20 protein-coding genes are annotated in these 16731 nt (G+C 56.2%); 8 read left to right on the top strand and 12 right to left on the bottom strand.

Annotated elements, in window-relative coordinates; translation table 11 throughout:
* The first annotated feature begins 50 nt into the window (after positions 1–50).
* On the top strand, positions 51–1049 hold the full coding sequence (ltaE, locus tag NG99_RS09900; protein WP_034891675.1) for a low-specificity L-threonine aldolase: 999 nt from the start codon (positions 51–53) through the stop codon (positions 1047–1049).
* Positions 1050–1083: 34 nt separating this feature from the next.
* Here the strand turns inward: ltaE and NG99_RS09895 are convergent, their stop codons facing one another.
* On the bottom strand, positions 1084–1911 hold the full coding sequence (locus tag NG99_RS09895; RefSeq protein WP_034891672.1) for an N-acetylmuramoyl-L-alanine amidase: 828 nt from the start codon (positions 1909–1911) through the stop codon (positions 1084–1086).
* Positions 1908–2231, bottom strand: coding sequence for a heavy metal-binding domain-containing protein (locus tag NG99_RS09890; protein ID WP_034891669.1), 324 nt, complete (start codon positions 2229–2231; stop codon positions 1908–1910). The genes NG99_RS09895 and NG99_RS09890 overlap by 4 nt, the downstream gene beginning before the upstream one ends.
* 107 nt (positions 2232–2338) lie before the next feature.
* On the opposite strand from NG99_RS09890, the gene NG99_RS09885 reads away from it, so the two are divergent.
* The 6 genes from NG99_RS09885 (at position 2339) to NG99_RS09860 (ending at position 6816) form a co-directional block, all read left to right on the top strand.
* Positions 2339–2881 (top strand): lipoprotein, encoded by a 543-nt coding sequence (locus tag NG99_RS09885; protein ID WP_034891666.1) that lies wholly within the window; start codon positions 2339–2341, stop codon positions 2879–2881.
* 203 nt (positions 2882–3084) lie between these two features.
* The gene (gene artP / locus NG99_RS09880) at positions 3085–3813 is read left to right on the top strand and encodes an arginine ABC transporter ATP-binding protein ArtP (protein WP_034891663.1); all 729 of its coding nucleotides are present in this window, start codon (positions 3085–3087) and stop codon (positions 3811–3813) included.
* A gap of 14 nt (positions 3814–3827) precedes the next feature.
* On the top strand, positions 3828–4559 hold the full coding sequence (gene artJ, locus NG99_RS09875) for an arginine ABC transporter substrate-binding protein (RefSeq protein ID WP_034891660.1): 732 nt from the start codon (positions 3828–3830) through the stop codon (positions 4557–4559).
* Between the two features lie 7 nt (positions 4560–4566).
* Positions 4567–5283 (top strand): arginine ABC transporter permease ArtQ, encoded by a 717-nt coding sequence (artQ, locus tag NG99_RS09870; protein ID WP_034891657.1) that lies wholly within the window; start codon positions 4567–4569, stop codon positions 5281–5283.
* The gene (gene artM, locus NG99_RS09865) at positions 5283–5951 is read left to right on the top strand and encodes an arginine ABC transporter permease ArtM (RefSeq protein ID WP_034891654.1); all 669 of its coding nucleotides are present in this window, start codon (positions 5283–5285) and stop codon (positions 5949–5951) included. The genes artQ and artM overlap by 1 nt, the downstream gene beginning before the upstream one ends.
* Positions 5952–6078: 127 nt before the next feature.
* Complete coding sequence (locus NG99_RS09860; protein ID WP_034891651.1) at positions 6079–6816, top strand: transporter substrate-binding domain-containing protein; 738 nt, start codon at positions 6079–6081, stop codon at positions 6814–6816.
* On the opposite strand, the gene rlmC is transcribed toward NG99_RS09860, so the two are convergent.
* The 10 genes from rlmC to NG99_RS09810 all read right to left on the bottom strand — a co-directional run bounded on the left by rlmC (position 6813) and on the right by NG99_RS09810 (position 16163).
* Positions 6813–7943 (bottom strand): 23S rRNA (uracil(747)-C(5))-methyltransferase RlmC, encoded by a 1131-nt coding sequence (rlmC, locus tag NG99_RS09855; protein WP_034891648.1) that lies wholly within the window; start codon positions 7941–7943, stop codon positions 6813–6815. The genes NG99_RS09860 and rlmC overlap by 4 nt on opposite strands.
* A gap of 57 nt (positions 7944–8000) precedes the next feature.
* The gene (locus NG99_RS09850; RefSeq protein ID WP_034891646.1) at positions 8001–8480 is read right to left on the bottom strand and encodes a YbjO family protein; all 480 of its coding nucleotides are present in this window, start codon (positions 8478–8480) and stop codon (positions 8001–8003) included.
* A 611-nt stretch (positions 8481–9091) separates the two neighbouring features.
* Positions 9092–9937: a putrescine ABC transporter permease PotI gene (gene potI / locus NG99_RS09845; protein WP_034891643.1), complete on the bottom strand. Its 846-nt coding sequence runs from the start codon at positions 9935–9937 to the stop codon at positions 9092–9094.
* A complete protein-coding gene (potH, locus tag NG99_RS09840) occupies positions 9934–10896 on the bottom strand; it encodes a putrescine ABC transporter permease PotH (RefSeq protein ID WP_034891640.1) in 963 nt (320 codons plus the stop codon). The genes potI and potH overlap by 4 nt, the downstream gene beginning before the upstream one ends.
* Before the next feature lie 11 nt (positions 10897–10907).
* Positions 10908–12041 carry a putrescine ABC transporter ATP-binding subunit PotG gene (gene potG / locus NG99_RS09835; protein ID WP_157032602.1) on the bottom strand — a complete coding sequence of 378 codons (1134 nt, stop codon included), beginning with the start codon at positions 12039–12041 and terminating at the stop codon, positions 10908–10910.
* A gap of 118 nt (positions 12042–12159) precedes the next feature.
* Positions 12160–13269 carry a spermidine/putrescine ABC transporter substrate-binding protein PotF gene (gene potF / locus NG99_RS09830; protein ID WP_034891955.1) on the bottom strand — a complete coding sequence of 370 codons (1110 nt, stop codon included), beginning with the start codon at positions 13267–13269 and terminating at the stop codon, positions 12160–12162.
* Between the two features lie 420 nt (positions 13270–13689).
* Positions 13690–14169: a YbjN domain-containing protein gene (locus NG99_RS09825; protein ID WP_034891635.1), complete on the bottom strand. Its 480-nt coding sequence runs from the start codon at positions 14167–14169 to the stop codon at positions 13690–13692.
* An 85-nt stretch (positions 14170–14254) separates the two neighbouring features.
* On the bottom strand, positions 14255–15157 hold the full coding sequence (gene rimK / locus NG99_RS09820; RefSeq protein ID WP_034891632.1) for a 30S ribosomal protein S6--L-glutamate ligase: 903 nt from the start codon (positions 15155–15157) through the stop codon (positions 14255–14257).
* Between the two features lie 18 nt (positions 15158–15175).
* Positions 15176–15898: an oxygen-insensitive NADPH nitroreductase gene (gene nfsA / locus NG99_RS09815; protein ID WP_034891629.1), complete on the bottom strand. Its 723-nt coding sequence runs from the start codon at positions 15896–15898 to the stop codon at positions 15176–15178.
* Entirely contained in the window at positions 15882–16163 is a 282-nt protein-coding gene (locus NG99_RS09810; protein WP_034891627.1) for a DUF1418 family protein, read from the bottom strand. Before NG99_RS09810 ends, nfsA begins: the two co-directional genes overlap by 17 nt.
* Before the next feature lie 200 nt (positions 16164–16363).
* Here NG99_RS09810 and NG99_RS09805 point away from each other — a divergent pair, with 200 nt between their 5' ends.
* Complete coding sequence (locus NG99_RS09805) at positions 16364–16627, top strand: GrxA family glutaredoxin (RefSeq protein ID WP_034891624.1); 264 nt, start codon at positions 16364–16366, stop codon at positions 16625–16627.
* Positions 16628–16731 lie beyond the last annotated feature (104 nt).

Raw genomic sequence — 16731 nt, 5'->3', positions numbered from 1 at the left:
TATGTTTTACGGACGCTGCGGCGTCCGTTTTTGATTAGAGGAGCGCAAGCGTGATTGATTTTCGCAGTGATACGGTAACCCGCCCCAGCACAGCAATGCTGTCAGCGATGATGGCCGCCGAAACCGGAGATGATGTCTACGGCGATGATCCGACGGTCAACGCCCTTGAGGCAAAAGCGGCGCAGCTGAGCGGCAAAGAGGCCGCCCTCTTTTTACCCACCGGCACCCAGGCCAACCTTGTGGCGCTGCTGTGCCACTGCCAGCGCGGCGAAGAATACATCGTCGGCCAGCTGGCGCATAACTACAAGTATGAGGCTGGCGGTGCGGCGGTACTGGGCAGCATTCAGCCCCAGCCGGTGCTCGCCGCCGACGACGGGACGCTGCCGCTGGACGTGGTTGCCCAGTTTATCAAGCCTGATGATTTTCACTTCGCCATCACGAAACTGCTGAGCCTTGAAAACACCCATAACGGCAAGGTCCTGCCACTGGCTTATCTACAGGAAGCGTGGACATTCACCCGCGAGCGCAAGCTGGCGCTGCACGTTGACGGCGCGCGCATTTTTAACGCCGCCGTGGCTCTGGGCGTGGAGCTGGAGGCGCTGGCCCGCTACTGCGATACGCTGACCATCTGCCTGTCCAAGGGGCTGGGCACGCCGGTGGGGTCATTACTCTGCGGCAGCGAAGAGTATATTCAGCGCGCGCGCCGCTGGCGGAAGATGACCGGCGGCGCAATGCGTCAGTCCGGTATTCTTGCCGCTGCCGGCCTGTATGCGCTGGAGCATAATGTCGCCCGCCTGCAGGAGGATCACGATAATGCCGCGTGGCTGGCCGCAGGGCTAAAAGCCATTGGCGTGGATGTCTTACGTCAGGACACTAACATGGTGTTTGTCCGCCTGCCGGAAGCGCAGATAGCCCCGCTGAAAGCGTGGATGGAGCAGCACGGCATTCTGATCGGCACCGGTGCGGTGACGCGGCTGGTGACGCATCTGGATATCGATCGCCCCGCGCTGGAAACGCTGGTCGCCCAGTGGAAAGCGTTTTTAGGATAACGGACGTAAAGAGGCGGCCAAGCGGCCGCCAATTTTAACCCTCGCCGTATTTCTCCAGCAGCGCCCGAACAATCGACTCACTCTCCGCATCCGGCAGCCCCCGATAGTCCGACGGGCGGAAATGCATCTGGAAGGCGGCAATCACCTTCTGCTGCTCTTCCTGCGGCATCTCCGGGCTGGCCTGATAGCCGTAAAGCGAGAGCAGCGTCAGCAGGCGCCCCTGCTCAACCGGCTGCTGCGGCGCTCTGCCCGCGAGATAGAAGCTCACCCGCGAGGCATCCGGCCAGGCCCCGATCCCCTGCTTCGCCAGCCACTGCCAGGGAAATAGTGGGCCAGGGTCCAGCTTGCGCTGCGGCGCGATATCACTGTGACCCACCACATCCTGCGGCAGAATGTGGTAGCGCTGAACAATATCCCGCGCCAGTGGCATCAGCGCCGCCATCTGCGGCGGCGGAAACGGCGACCAGCTCCGCCCGCCGGGGGCGTTCCTGTAGCCCTGATTCTCCAGCTCAATGCCCACCGAAGTATCATTCAGCCTTGAGGCGCCGCGCCAGAAGCTGGGGCCAGCGTGCCAGGCAAGCTCGGACTCCGGCACCAGACGCAGTACCACCGGCTGATGCTGCTTCTGCTCCGGCGCGGCGGGGATCAGGTAATGAACGCTGACCTCACGACTGGTCAGGGTAGCCAGCGAAGTTGGGAAATCTTCGGCCGTGTAATGAATCACCAGCACTTTCACCCGCGGACGCGCGCCATAAGCAGAATGGCGCGTATCGACGGTGTAGCCCTTGTGCGACTCAAAACCAGATGAGCCGCAGGCGCTCAGTAGCAGGGCCGCTACCGAGGTCAGCAGCAGACGCCTCACTGGCTGACTTTGACGGCTGTACCGCTGACGCTGACCATCAGCATACTGCTGTCTTTACCGACGGTTTCATAGTCGATATCAATCCCCACGACCGCGTTCGCTCCCAGCGCTTTAGCCTGCTCCTCCAGCTCGGCGAAGGCAATCTGCCGGGCTTTGCGCAGCTCTTTTTCGTAAGCGCCGGAGCGGCCGCCGACGATATCGCGGATGCCGGCAAAAAAATCGCGAAATATATTGGCGCCCAGAATCGCTTCGCCGGTGACTACGCCGCAGTAATCCGTAATGCGATGACCTTCCAGGGTTGGAGTGGTAGAAAATTTCATGGTTCATTCTCCTTTTGCTGTTCTTTCCGAGTGTAGCCCTTCTGGCTAAGCAGAGCGGCTATACTCTATGCTAAAAACCGTCATCCAGAAACAATAAGGAAATCAAGATGAAATACCAAGCGATTGCTGCACTGGCTCCAGTGGCGCTGCTGCTTAGCGCCTGTACCACCGTAGAACCCGCCTATAAGGACATCGGTACACGCATGGGTCCTTGCGTTGATGGCGGCCCGGATTCAGTCGCGGAGCAGTTTTACGATCTGCGTCTGAAGGAGCCCACTCAGGGCCTGCCAACGGCGCAGCAGCTGGCAAAATATCGTCCTTACCTGAGCGACAAGCTTTACAACACGCTGCTGAAGGCTAACAGCGAGAGCCGCAGTGATGCCGATCTGAGCCAGGGAGATCTCTTCTCAAGCCTGGCGGCCGGTCCCACCTCGGCCAGCGTGGCTGATTCCTCAACCATTCCAAATACCGATGCGCGCAACATCCCGCTGCGCGTGACGCTGAGCCGCGACGGCAGCAAACCTGTTGAATGGCAGGACGAGGTGCTGATGGTGCGGGAAGGAACCTGCTGGACGGTCGATGACGTACGCTATAACGGCCCGAATCCGCATTTGCAGGGCGGCTCTCTCAGCCAGCGTCTGCTGAGATAGGGCTATTCCCTCGTGCCATCGCCTGATGGCACGCTCTGCTGCACACTGTTCTCCTGCCTGCGGCAAAAACCATCAAAACGCGCGATTTTGTGCTAGCCTTTGACTTTACGGCTAGTCATAAAGGTATTTTAACGCACGATGATTGCATAAGTATGCCGTCAACGTTAAGATTCGCAGCATCAATTGCTATTCACTTTTTGCGCATGAGTATTCAACTAAACGGTATTAACTGCTTTTACGGCGCCCATCAGGCCCTGTTCGACATTCAACTGGCGTGCCCGGAAGGGGAAACGCTGGTTCTGCTGGGGCCAAGCGGCGCCGGTAAAAGCTCTCTGCTGCGCGTTCTGAACCTGCTGGAGATGCCCCGTTCCGGCACGCTGAGCATAGCAGGTCATCAAATCGACTTCGCTAAAACCCCGTCCGCCGCGGCCATACGCGAGCTGCGGCAGAACGTCGGCATGGTTTTCCAGCAGTATAATCTCTGGCCGCATCTGACCGTCATGCACAACCTGATTGAAGCGCCCTGCCGCGTGCTGGGCTTAAGCAAAGAGCAGGCGTTTGCCCGCGCCGGTAAGCTTCTCGATCGCCTGCGCCTGACCAAATTTGCCGACCGTTTTCCACTGCACCTTTCCGGCGGACAGCAGCAGCGCGTAGCCATTGCCCGCGCGCTGATGATGGAGCCTGCGGTGCTGCTGTTTGATGAGCCAACGGCCGCGCTCGACCCGGAGATTACCGCGCAGATCGTCTCGATCATTCAGGAACTGGCGCAGACCAACATTACCCAGGTGATCGTCACCCACGAAGTCGAAGTGGCTCGCAAGACGGCCAGCCGGGTGGTGTATATGGAAAATGGCTACGTGGTCGAACAGGGTGACGCCAGTCGCTTTACACAGCCGCAAACCGAAGCGTTTGCCAATTATCTATCGCACTAATGCAGGGTATAATGATGAAAAAAGTCGTACTTGCCGCACTGTTAGCGGGTTTAAGCCTGAGCGCGAGCGCCGCGCAAACTATCCGTTTTGCTACCGAAGCCTCCTACCCTCCATTTGAATTTGTCGATTCAGATAACAAAATTCAGGGCTTTGATGTCGACCTGGCAAACGCCCTGTGCCGCGAAATGAACGCCACCTGTACCTTTACCAACCAGGCCTTCGACAGCCTGATCCCAAGCCTGAAGTTCCGCCGTTTTGACGCGGTGATGGCCGGTATGGATATCACGCCTGAGCGTGAAAAGCAGGTACTGTTCTCCAAAGCCTACTATGACAACTCGGCGATGTTTATTGCGCAGAAAGGCAAAATCGCGGCGGTTGATGCGCTGAAGGGCAAGCGGGTCGGGGTACAGAACGGCACAACTCACCAGAAATACCTGACTGAAAAAATGAGCGAGGTGAATACCGTTCCTTATGACAGCTATCAGAATGCCATTCTGGATCTGAAAAATGGCCGGATTGACGCGGTATTTGGCGATACTGCCGTGGTTAACGAATGGCTGAAGCAGAACGCCAACCTGGCGCCGGTGGGCGAAAAAGTCACGGATAAAGCCTACTTCGGCACCGGTCTGGGCATCGCTGTCCGCCAGGGCAATGCGGATTTACAAAGCCAGTTCAACACCGCGCTGGATAAAGTCAAGACCGATGGCACTTACAAAACCATCTACAACAAATGGTTCCAGCAGTAATTCCTGAATGAATGAACTCTATCCTTTAGCAAGCGCCGCCGGTATGACCGTTGGCCTTGCCGTTTCCGCACTGGTGGTCGGGCTGATTCTGGCGATGCTTTTCGCCGCCTGGGAATCGGCCCGCTGGCGCCCGGTTGCCTGGCTGGGTACGGGGCTGGTGACGCTGTTTCGCGGCCTGCCGGAAATCCTCGTGGTGCTCTTCGTCTATTTTGGCGCTTCGCAGCTGTTGCTGACGCTGTCCGACGGCTTTACGGTTAACCTTGGGCTGTTCCGCTTTGCCGTGCAGGTTCCCATCCAGAACTTCGACGTCAGCCCGTTTCTCTGTGGGGTGATTGCCCTGTCGATTCTCTATGCCTCCTACGCCTCGCAGACGCTTCGCGGCGCGCTGAAAGCCGTGCCGGTGGGGCAATGGGAGTCAGGCCGCGCTCTTGGGATGAAAACCCCGGCGATCTTCTTCCGCCTGATCATGCCGCAGATGTGGCGTCATGCGCTGCCAGGCCTTGGCAACCAATGGCTGGTGCTGCTGAAAGATACTGCGCTGGTCTCACTGATCAGCGTGAACGATATTATGCTGCAAACCAAAAGCATTGCCGCCCGCACCCAGGAGCCTTTCACCTGGTATCTGATAGCCGCAGCTATTTATCTGGTGATTACCCTGCTGAGCCAGAAGGTGCTGAAGCACATCGATCGGCGCGCTACGCGTTTTGAGCAGGGGAATGCCTGATGCTGAGCTATCTACCCGAACTGCTTAAAGGGCTGCACACCAGCCTGACCCTGACCGTAGCCTCACTGATCCTGGCGCTGGCGTTTGCCCTGCTGTTCACCGTTATTTTATCGCTAAAAGTGCCGCTGTTGAGCCTGGCGGTCCGGGGATATATCACCCTGTTCACCGGCACGCCGCTGCTGGTGCAGATCTTCCTGATTTATTACGGCCCGGGCCAGTTCCCGTCGATTCAGGCGATCCCCTGGCTGTGGCATATTCTCTCGCAGCCGTGGCTGTGCGCGCTGCTGGCGCTGTCACTGAATAGCGCCGCCTACACGACTCAGCTTTTTCACGGCGCTATGCGCGCCATTCCAGCGGGCCAGTGGGAATCCTGCTCTGCGCTGGGCATGAACCGCCAGGAGACGCTGCGTATTCTGCTGCCGTATGCGTTTAAGCGCGCCCTCTCTTCCTATTCGAATGAGGTGGTGCTGGTATTCAAAAGCACCTCGCTTGCCTACACCATCACGCTGATGGAAGTGATGGGCCACGGCCAGCTGCTTTATGGGCGGACCTATGACGTCACGGTATTTGCCGCCGCCGGGCTGATTTATCTCTGCGTGAACGGATTACTCACGCTGATGATGCGTCTGATTGAGCGCCGCGCCCTCGCCTTTGAGCGTCGGAACTGATCCCACCGGTGGCCCAGGTCACCGGAATCCCTCAGACACAGCCCTTCTTTAGCGGTTAATCAGCGAATAGCGCGCGCGTCCTGCAAGGCATAATAGCCAGGTAATATGGCCGCAAGGACGGTACGTGATGCTTAAGCTTGTTTTACTCCTTCTGCTAACCGCAATAATAAGCTGCGCCCAGGCAGCAGCCCCCCTGCGTTTTGCCTCAACCGCGAACAATCCGCCTTTCGAGTTTCTTAATAGCGAATATCAGCTGGTAGGATTTGATATCGATCTGGCGAAGGCGCTCTGCGAGCGGATGCAGCAGCAGTGTAGCTTCACCAACAATATTTTCGAACGCCTGCTGCCATCGCTCAAGTTCCGCCGCTACGACGCGGTAATCTCCGGTCTGGATATCACTGAAGAGCGGCAGAAGCTGGTCGATTTCACCAACCCGTACATTAACAACTCCGGCACGATGGTCGCGGGGAAAGGGCTGTACAATAATATCGAGCAGATGAAGGGAAAACGCGTCGGTATCGGCGCGGAAACGACCCATCAGGCCTGGCTGACTGTAACCTGGCCGGAGATCATCGCCGTCACCTATGATAACTACCAGAATGCGCTGCTGGATATGCGTAACGGCAGGCTGGACGGCATTTTCAGCGATACGGTGGCAATACAGGAGTTGCTAAAAACTAACCCGCAGCTTGCCGTAGTCGGCCAGCCGATCACTGACCAGCGCTTTTTTGGCTCAGGGCTGGGAATTGCGGTGCGTAAGGGCAATACGCAACTGCTGGATAACCTTAATAAGGCGCTTGAAAGCCTGAAGAACGACGGTACGCTGGACCAGCTTCGTCGTCGCTGGTTTGGCGCCGCTGACTAGCCCCGCCGTTTGAGAAGGGCCAGGACTTCGCTATGGGCGGTGTGCGGGAACATATCAAACAGCTGCACCTTCTCAACGGCGTAATCGCTTAGCAGGGCGATATCACTGGCTAGCGTGGCCGCATTGCAGCTTGAATAGAGAAGATAAGGCGGTGCCATGGTGGTGAGATAGTGGCAAAGCTGCGCGCCAATCCCCCGGCGCGGCGGGTTAACCAGCACCAAATCCGGTACGGCCGCTTCGCCGGTAGCAAAAGCGGTAGAGTCCAGCGCCGCAAAGCTGACCTTTTTCAACCCCATCAGCTCAGCCGAAAGCCGCGCGCAGGCGATAGCCTCTGCGGCAATCTCAATCCCGGTCAGCGACATCTCCGGCGTAGCGCAATGCAGACCAAAACCCCCGACGCCGCAAAACAGGTCCCACATGCTGCTGATACCCAGCCCCCCCACCCACTCGCGCGCCGTGGCATAGAGCCTGGCGGCGACGGCGGGGTTAGTCTGGAAGAAACTCTGCGGGCGTATCCACAGAGGAACATCGTTAAGCTGCTCGGCCAGCGTTTGGTTGTCCGTCAGCGCTATCTCCTCTTCTCCTTCGAGGATCGCCATCGGCACCGGCTGAATATTCACCGAAATGACGCTCAGCTGGGGCAACTGCCGTTGTAGCGTTGGCAGCGCGCGCTTTAGCTGCTCCAGCTTCGTCGTGGATCGCAGGACAAAACGCAGCATAAGCTGGCCGTTAAGCGTGCTTTCCGTTAGCAGAATAAATTTCAGCTCACCCCGCCTGCGGGCCACGTTATAGGGCGTCAGCCCGGCCTGAGCGATAAAGGGTTTCAGCCTGGCAAAAATGTCGCCAAAGCTCTGCGGGTACAGCGGGCAGTCGCACAAATCAACAGGCGTACCGTCAGGATGCACAATACCCAGCACCGGCCGCTCCACGCTGCCGCTTACCACCATTTTGGCTTTGTTACGAAATCCCTGCATGGCAGAGGTCGCAGGCGGCAGCCAGCTTTTTACCGGCTGACTGGCCAGCAGTTGGCTAAGCCGCTGCTGCTTCTGTTCAAGCTGTCGGGGATAAGGAATGGGCAGCCACTGGCAGGAGCGGCAGCGATCGGCGTCATAGAGAGCGCAGTGCATGATAAAATCGGTTAATCCGTAAAGCGAAAAGCGGGCGGCGATTGTAGCATCCAGCCTTTAGCGCTGGCGATAAAATTGTCGGCAGCCCGCCGGGACAAACAGCAGCAGGATCACCAGCAGGTCGGGAAGCTTTTGTGATATCAGCAGGTGGACAATTTGCAGGCTATTTTCCCCATTAATGCTGAACAATTCAGGGTAGATCCATCCCATTGAGGCGCTATACATATAGAGTACCACCACCACCTGAGCGACGGCATATCCCCAGCGCCCCCAGTTTTTTCCGCGCATCAGGGCCACCGCACAGCGCAGTTCAAAGAAAAACAGCAGCTGGCTGGCGATAAAAATCAGCGTGGAATCCCAGGCCTGAGCGCTGCGGTAAACAAAACTGGCGACCTCCGCCAGCCCCAGCTCGTGCACCTGAAGGGCCAGACTGATTAATCGGGTAGCGATAATGGCAATGCCAGCTACCAGCACCGCAACGGGCACCGACGACGGTGATGTCAGGACTGCCTTTCCCTCTCTGAACACCTCTGACATATCACTCTCCTGCCGGACGGAACCTGCGGTCCCGGAATAGTGCCTTTGCGCAAGTCTGGAGCTCCGGTAACGTTGGGCCTGAACGATCATTACGGGGTGGATAATTAATAATTACTATAATAATACGATATTTTTTAATGCTCCGACAAACAGAATAATGCTGCCTGAAACGGTTTTTCACCAGCAGCTTCGCTTTATTCAGTCCGCCAGCCATAAACTCATTACTTCTTTTCGCTGCCCGGCGCAACAGCTAATGCTTAGCGCAATAAAGGGAATAGCGCCAGTCAGAAAAGCGTTTTCCCCGCATTAACCAACGGGCTGAATAACGAAAAGAATATGACTAACGATAGGGTTATTATCAGCGCCTGGCCATATTGAAGCGCAGGTTAAATCAATAACGACTTTCTGCTTGCTGCGACCCGTTTGTTTCTTTTCGCTATTGATAATCGAATGCCAGCCAGGTGATGGCTGATGTTATTACAGAGAGGCTAAATTAACGGGGATGATGAGTTTTACCAGAGAAATATTTACGTGGCGGCTGCACGTAAAAAAACAGTGAATCCACTCTGGGGAGATTCAGCAGCGGCCTCCCTGCCGCTCGCCGCCGACGATCAATGACCGCCGCGCGCCTTCTGAATATCCTTCTGCCGCTTTTTCTCTTCGTGCGCCATAAAGCGCCAGGCGATAAAGCCAACGATGCCCACCACAAACAGGATCAGCGAAGCCAGCGCATTAATCTCCGGGTTCACGCCGCGTCGTACCGTGGCAAAAATTTGCATCGGTAGCGTAGTCGCGCCTGGGCCCGTCACAAAGCTGGATATCACCAGATCGTCCAGTGAAATCGTGAAGGCCAGCAGCCAGCCGGTGACAATCGCCGGGGCGATCATCGGAACGGTAATAACGAAAAAGACCTTCAGCGGCGGCGCGCCCAGATCCATCGCCGCCTCTTCAATCGAACGATCCAGCTCGCGCAGGCGCGCGTTGATCACCACCGCGACATAGGCGGTACAAAACGTCACATGGGCCAGCCAGATAGTCAGCATACCGCGGTCAGCAGGCCAGCCGAAGGCATTGCCCATCGCCACAAAAAGCAACAGCAAAGAGAGGCCGGTAATCACGTCCGGCATCACCAGCGGCGCAGTTAGCATAAAGGCAAAGCCGGTGGAGCCTTTAAAGCGGCCAAAACGAACGATCGCTACTGCCGCAATGGTGCCCAGTACCGATGCCGCCGTAGCCGCCAGCGCGGCAATACTCAGGCTCAGCGCCACGGCGCTTTTCATCGCATCATCATGGAACAGCACGTTATACCAGTGCAGGGAGAAGCTCTCCCACGCCGCCAGCTGGGATGAGTTAAACGAATAGATCACCAGCAGCGCCATCGGGGCGTAGAGGAAAGCAAAACCCAGCACCAGAATCGCGATGCGCCATGGGGAACGGATGGTAGGTAACGTCGTCATTTCTTCTCCCCCATCTCTTTGTTCTGATGCTTATGAAACCAGATTATCGGCAGGATCAGAATCAGCAAAATGATCACTGCCAGCGCTGAAGCTACCGGCCAGTCCCGGTTATTAAAGAACTCCTGCCAGAGGACGCGGCCAATCATAATACTGTCCGGCCCTCCTAACAGTTCCGGGATCACGTATTCGCCCACCGCAGGAATAAATACCAGCATCGAACCGGCGATAATCCCGCCTTTAGTCAGCGGCACAATCACCCTGAAAAAGGTCTTTAGTGGCCTTGCGCCCAGGTCCAGAGAGGCTTCGACCAGCGAATAATCGATGCGGGTTAAGGCGGTATAAATTGGCAGCACCATAAACGGCAGATAGCAATAAACGATGCCGATATAGACGGCCAGGTTGGTATACAGAATCGCCACCGGGTGATCGATAATCCCAGTCCACATCAGGAACCGGTTCAGGATACCGTTGTTATTCAGTATTCCCATCCACGCATAGACGCGCACCAGGAAAGAGGTCCACGAAGGGAGGATCACCAATAACAATAAAATATTACGCGTCGACGGCGAACTGTGCGCGACGGCCCATGCCAGCGGATAGCCGATCAGCAGGCAGACCACCGTTGAGATCGCCGCCACCTCCAGCGAGTGCAGATAAGCATCGATGTAAAGCGGGTCATCCGTCAGCGTCAGGTAGTTGCCAAGGTTCATCACCATGGTCAGCTCGCCGTCAGCCCAGGTCAGCAGGTCGGTGTACGGCGGAATGGCGCGCGCAATATCCGCAAAGCTGATTTTCAGAACGATTAGAAACGGCAGCAGGAACAGCAGCACCAGCCAGATATAGGGTATCGCGATCGTCAGCCTGCGCCCGTATTTCATCTGCAACCGGCCGAGAAAAGCGCTCAGCGAGCCGGGTGAACGGGTCGGCGGCTCGGTGTTTTTTGAAGATTGTTGGCTCATTACTTCCCCCGCTATACCGTCAGAACCACACAGCTGTCCGCGTCCCAGCAGAGATGCACTTCGTCTCCCCAGGTTGGCGTACCCTTGCGGAAGCGATGGGCGTTTTGCAACTGAGCGCTGATCGTCTGGCCGCTGCGCAAACGAACGTGGTAAATAGACAGATCGCCCAGATAGGCAATGTGCGCCACTTCACCCACCGCAAAATTACAGCCGTCAGCCGGCGCCTCTTCACAAAGCATCACTTTTTCAGGGCGCAGCGCGACGTGCACCGGTACGCCATCAACCACTGAGGCGTCGGAATCAACCTTCAGCGGATGGACAAGCCCCGGACTTTCGATAACCAGACCATCGGCCTGACGCTCGCGCAGTATCCCTTCGAACAGGTTCACCGAACCGATAAACTCCGCGCTGTAGCGGGTCGTCGGATGCTCGTAAATCTCTTCCGGCTCACCGATCTGCACGAATTTACCGCGGTTCATGATCGCAATACGCCCGGCCATGGTCATCGCCTCTTCCTGATCGTGGGTAACCATCACGCAGGTTGCGCCGACGCGCTCAAGAATATCGACCACTTCCAGCTGCATCCGATCGCGCAGCTTCTTATCCAGCGCGCCCATTGGCTCATCCAGCAGCAGCAGCTTAGGCCGCTTCGCCAGGCTGCGGGCCAGCGCCACACGCTGACGCTGGCCGCCAGAGAGCTGGTGCGGCTTACGTTTGGCATACTCCTGCATATGCACCAGCGTCAGCATCTCCGCCACGCGGCTGGCGATTTCGTTTTTAGGCAGGCGATCCTGCTGCAGGCCGAAGGCGATGTTCTGCTCCACAGTCATATGCGGGAACAGCGCGTAGGACTGGAACATCATGTTGATTGGGCGCTGATAAGGCGGCACATGGGAAAGGTCCTGGCCATCCAGCACTATCTGCCCGGAGGTCGGCGGTTCGAAGCCAGCCAGCATCCTCAGCAGCGTTGATTTCCCGCAGCCGGATGCGCCCAGCAGCGCAAAAATCTCACCTTTATAAATGGTCAGGTTGACATCATCTACCGCGTTCTGGCCGTCAAAAGACTTGGTCAGATTGCGGATCTCAAGCAGCGGCGTCAACGCCTTGCCAGCTTTTTGTTGCGGACGGGGGATCGCGTCGTTCACTACCATTACTCTCCGGCGCTAACTGAATACGGCGACTCAGCCATATAAAAGACAAATAGAGGCCAGTTAATGCGCCTCTGTTGCTGAATCAAAAGCGAGTCAGGCTCGTTTTTGTCAATTACTTACCACTTTTAACTTTAGTCCATGCGCGCGTGCGCACACGGTCAAGTTTTGGGTCCTGTACCTTCAGCACGAACAATTTAGCCATGGTGTCCGGCGTTGGGAAAATGCCCGGGTTATTACGGACATCGGCATCGATCAGCGGCACGGAAGCCTTGTTGCCGTTGGCATAGAACATCTTATTGGAAATGTCGGCGATGACTTTCGGCTCCATCAGATAGTTGAGGAACTGGTAGGCCTCATCAACGTTTTTGGCATCTTTAGGAATGGCCAGCATGTCGAAGAACGCCAGCGCGCCCTCTTTTGGAATGCTGTAGGCAATGTGTACGCCATTTTTCGCTTCAACCGCGCGGTTTTTCGCTTGCAGAACGTCACCAGCCCAGCCAATCGCTACGCAGGTATTGCCGTTAGCCAGATCGTTAATGTACTGCGAAGAGTGGAAGTAGCGGATGCTGGGACGTAGCTTCAGCAGCAGGTCCGTGGCGGCGCCAGAGTAATCTTTAGCATCAGAGCTGTTCGGGTCCTTGCCCAGGTAATTCAGAACGGTGGCAAAAATTTCTTCCGGCGCGTCGAGGAAGGAAACGCCGCAGCTCTTCAGTTTTTCCAGATTTTCCGGCTTCAGTACCAGATCCCAGCTGTCAACCGGCGCGTCTTTGCCCAGCACCGCTTTGACCTTATCCACGTTATAGCCGATACCGGTGGTGGCCCACAGGTAAGGAATGGCGTATTTGTTGCCCGGGTCGTGCTGATCCAGTTTTTTCAGCAGGTCTGGGTCGAGGTTTTTATAGTTAGGCAGCTTGCTCTTATCCAGCGGCTGAAACACGCCGGACTGCAACTGACGGGCGAGGAAGCTGGATGAAGGCACCACTACATCATAGCCGGTACTGCCGGCCATCAGCTTGCCCTCCAGCACTTCATTGGAGTCAAACACGTCGTAAACCACTTTGATACCGGTTTGCTTTTCGAAATTCGGCACGGTATCCGGGGAGATATAGTCTGACCAGTTATAAACATGCAGCGTCTTATCAGCAGCCCCTGCGCCGACGGAAACCGCCATCAGCACGCCAGCAACTACACCTGACAACCATTTTTTACGTGGGGTGAACATGTTTTCCATTCTCCTGAACAGGGATAATTACAGCCTGAGGCAAAGCCACCTACAACCGGCCAGTTATAGCTCTACAATGAATGATTATTCACCGTGCTGTTAAATAGAAAAAACCTATACATGTAACGACGTTGCATGAGAAATGCAGCTTCGCAAGAATAGCCCCCCCGCTTCCCCCAGGCCAGCCCCCGGCGTAAAAAACGCCTTTTATCGATTTTTAATGCCTGTTTCCTCTATGTGATACGCCAAAGACGGCATAAACGGCGACAAATATCTGGCATATCCGGGTAAAAAGCAGAATAAAAAATGGTTATTTCGCGCTTTAAACTGGGGAATGTAGCAACCGGTCAGCGCGACTGAATAAATAATCAGCGGATGAGTGGGCCCATCAGCGATTGACCCGGCATAAACAGGAGGTTTTTAATGCAGTAATGAGTGGGAGGAGACAACCTCGGTACGGTCATCTTCTTCGCCCGGCACCAGTAGATGGTTAGCGAACGCTTCGAGCACCACCATGGAGATCTGCTCTTCGCTTTGCTTCATAAAGTGGACGAACTGCCCGTAGGTCAAGCCTGCGCTGGCGCTAAGCGACTGACAGACGATCAGCTTTGGCAAATTATCATCCTGGATATCGACAAAGGCTTTCACGGTCAGCGAGCTGGCGTTGATCTGCGAAAGATCGCCTACCAGCGGGATCAGCGCCGTTGGCTTGACCTCGGCCAGGGCAGAAAACAGAATAACGTTATCGACCAGATCGAGCTTGGCATCGAACACCCCGTCGAAATTTTGCATATGCGGCAGGTGAAGCGCCTGACAAGAGTCGCACTCAAACCAGGTGATGCTTTGCTGATCCAGCCAACGTCGTATTACGTCAATATCTGGAACGACGAGTGAATCCATGTACTTTTCTCTTACCGCCTTAAAATTGCGCCCTAGCTTACGGAAAAATCCGCTTGAACACCACGATTGTGACAGAAATAAGCCACTATCCGCCGGTTTTCAGACAGAAGCCGGGGTGGGCCTGCTCTTCTATCCAGCCGATCATCATGGCCGCGATATCCAAACCGGTTGTTTTTTCAATCCCTTCTAAGCCTGGGGAGGCATTCACCTCCATCACCAGCGGGCCACGCCTGGCACGGAGGATATCCACCCCGGCGACGTCCAGTCCCAGCGTAGCGGCGGCGCTTATCGCCATTTCGCGCTCTCTTCCGGTGATCTCCACGCAGCGCGCCGTGCCGCCACGGTGCAGATTGGAGCGAAAATCCCCTTCTTTAGCTTCGCGCTCTATCGCAGCCACCACTTCGCCGCCAATAACCAGGCAGCGAATGTCGCGCCCGTGGGCTTCTTTAATAAATTCCTGTACCAGAATGTGCGCGTTCAGCCCGCGAAAAGCATCGATCACGCTTTCTGCCGCCTGACGCGTCTCCGCCAGCACCACGCCAATTCCCTGCGTTCCCTCCACCAGCTTCACCACCAGCGGTGCGCCGCCTACCATTTTAATCAGATCGCTGGTGTCATCAGGCGAATGGGCAAACCCTGTCACCGGCATATCAATGCCCTGGCGGGCCAGCAGTTGAAGGGAGCGCAGCTTGTCACGCGCGCGGGTGATCGCTACCGACTCATTCAGCGGATAGCTGCCGCAAACCTCAAACTGGCGCAGCACGGCGGTGCCGTAGAAGGTAATCGCCGAGCCAATACGCGGGATAACGGCGTCGAAATGCCCCAGCTGTTCACCACGGTAGTGAATGGCCGAGGAGCCAGGGTTGATATTCATGTAGCAGGAGAGCGGATCGATAACCTCAACGCTGTGGCCGCGTTCACGCGCAGCCTCAAGCAGGCGTTTGCAAGAGTAAAGCGAGCCATCTCGGGAAAGAATCGCTATTTTCACCAGTTGCCTCCGGGGAGCTTAACGCGTTGCCCAACCCTGCCGATGCAGGTAATCCAGCATAAACGGGCGGTTCTCTTTGATGATGGTTTTCTGGATATGTTCGCTCCAGCTCTCACGGCGCGGATTGCTCTCCCGTGAGAGATAGTATTCCACCTGCTCGCCGTCGTAGGTCGCCAGCACCTCGGGGTCGATCGGCTGATAGCGGTTTTCATGCACCAGCATCGCGGCAGGCATCCTTGGTTTATGCTGCGGAGACTGCGCAGGCCAGCCGAGGCACAGGCCAAACAGCGGCAGAACGTAGTGTGGCAGGCCCAGCAACTCGGTGACCTCAGCAATACCGTTGCGAATGCCGCCAATAAATACGCCGCCCAGCCCAAGGGATTCCGCCGCGATCATCGCATTTTGCCCCATCAGCGCGGTGTCCACACAGCCTAACAGCAGCTGCTCCGCCAGGCCCAGTTGGGCCTCAGGACAAATTTGCAGATGGCGATTGAAGTCGGCGCAGAACACCCAGAATTCAGCGGCTTTCCCTACGTACTGCTGTCCACCGCTCAGCTCAACCAGCCGGTCGCGAACGGCCCGATCGGTGATGCGGATAATTGAAGAACATTGCAGGAAGCTGGAGCTGGATGCTGACTGAGCGGCGGCCAGAATAGCTTCACGCTGCGCTTCCTCAATCGGCTTCTCGGTAAAAGCCCGAATAGATCGGTGCGAGCGCAGTAGCTCAATGGTCGGCGTCATGCTTTTCTCCTGGAGTAGTTGGGTCTGGCTTTGCGTTAAAAAGTTCCGGCGCCATCGCTTTGGCCGTGCGCCACATCAGCAGCAGCGCGGCAGGAAGCATCAGCGCAATCCCGGCGAAAATCATAAATGTCGCGGCCAGCGGGCCGGAAAAAGGCGCCGGTAAGGGTAGCATTCGATGTAGCGTGAAGTAAGAGAGCAGCAGCAATATTCCCCCCAGTCCTTCCAGCACCAGTACAAACCTGGGCATACGACTAAAAGCACGCATGGTGTATCTCCTCTCTGGGGGTTGCTCTATCCTGCCAGCCGTTATTAAAGCCTAAGCTGACAGATTTTGCATAGCCTGTGCGAATCGGACCAACAGGTAATTCCTTCTTCCCTTCGCGGAACGAAGCGGGCATGATAATCGCCATTAATTGATGAATTGTGATATACATCACACAAATATCGACCTTTGAGGAGAAACCTATGTTTGCAGTGATTTTTGGACGTCCTGGCTGTCCTTACTGTGTCCGTGCGAAAGAGCTGGCCGAAAAGCTGACCGAAGAGCGTGATGACTTCGACTTCCGCTACGTGGACATTCACGCAGAAGGCATCACCAAAGCCGATCTGGAAAAAACCGTCGGCAAGCCGGTTGAAACTGTGCCGCAGATCTTCCTTGATGAGAACCACATTGGCGGCTGCACCGATTTTGAAGCCTACGCCAAAGAGAACCTGGGCCTGTTCCAGTAATGCTTCTCTGCCACTGGCTTTAACGGGCCTGGCTGGCGGCGGATAAAAAAAGGTCGATAGTTGCTATCGACCTTTTTAAATGCCTTGACCCGTCCTAAATAGCG

Origin of the sequence: Erwinia typographi, from assembly GCF_000773975.1 — a bacterium.
In the GTDB taxonomy this organism is placed as follows: Bacteria; Pseudomonadota; Gammaproteobacteria; order Enterobacterales; family Enterobacteriaceae; genus Erwinia; species Erwinia typographi.
Note: the sequence above shows the minus strand (reverse complement) of the source record. Positions and strands in the feature narration are given on the sequence as shown.

Coding starts and splice junctions, on each gene's coding strand:
- NG99_RS09890 (WP_034891669.1), bottom strand. CDS start 2,231: ATGAAATTTTCTACCACTCCAACCCTGGAAGGTCATCGCATTACGGAT.
- NG99_RS09885 (WP_034891666.1), top strand. CDS start 2,339: ATGAAATACCAAGCGATTGCTGCACTGGCTCCAGTGGCGCTGCTGCTT.
- artP (WP_034891663.1), top strand. CDS start 3,085: ATGAGTATTCAACTAAACGGTATTAACTGCTTTTACGGCGCCCATCAG.
- artJ (WP_034891660.1), top strand. CDS start 3,828: ATGAAAAAAGTCGTACTTGCCGCACTGTTAGCGGGTTTAAGCCTGAGC.
- artQ (WP_034891657.1), top strand. CDS start 4,567: ATGAATGAACTCTATCCTTTAGCAAGCGCCGCCGGTATGACCGTTGGC.
- artM (WP_034891654.1), top strand. CDS start 5,283: ATGCTGAGCTATCTACCCGAACTGCTTAAAGGGCTGCACACCAGCCTG.
- NG99_RS09860 (WP_034891651.1), top strand. CDS start 6,079: ATGCTTAAGCTTGTTTTACTCCTTCTGCTAACCGCAATAATAAGCTGC.
- rlmC (WP_034891648.1), bottom strand. CDS start 7,943: ATGCACTGCGCTCTCTATGACGCCGATCGCTGCCGCTCCTGCCAGTGG.
- NG99_RS09850 (WP_034891646.1), bottom strand. CDS start 8,480: ATGTCAGAGGTGTTCAGAGAGGGAAAGGCAGTCCTGACATCACCGTCG.
- potI (WP_034891643.1), bottom strand. CDS start 9,937: ATGACGACGTTACCTACCATCCGTTCCCCATGGCGCATCGCGATTCTG.
- potH (WP_034891640.1), bottom strand. CDS start 10,896: ATGAGCCAACAATCTTCAAAAAACACCGAGCCGCCGACCCGTTCACCC.
- potF (WP_034891955.1), bottom strand. CDS start 13,269: ATGTTCACCCCACGTAAAAAATGGTTGTCAGGTGTAGTTGCTGGCGTG.
- NG99_RS09825 (WP_034891635.1), bottom strand. CDS start 14,169: ATGGATTCACTCGTCGTTCCAGATATTGACGTAATACGACGTTGGCTG.
- nfsA (WP_034891629.1), bottom strand. CDS start 15,898: ATGACGCCGACCATTGAGCTACTGCGCTCGCACCGATCTATTCGGGCT.
- NG99_RS09810 (WP_034891627.1), bottom strand. CDS start 16,163: ATGCGTGCTTTTAGTCGTATGCCCAGGTTTGTACTGGTGCTGGAAGGA.
- NG99_RS09805 (WP_034891624.1), top strand. CDS start 16,364: ATGTTTGCAGTGATTTTTGGACGTCCTGGCTGTCCTTACTGTGTCCGT.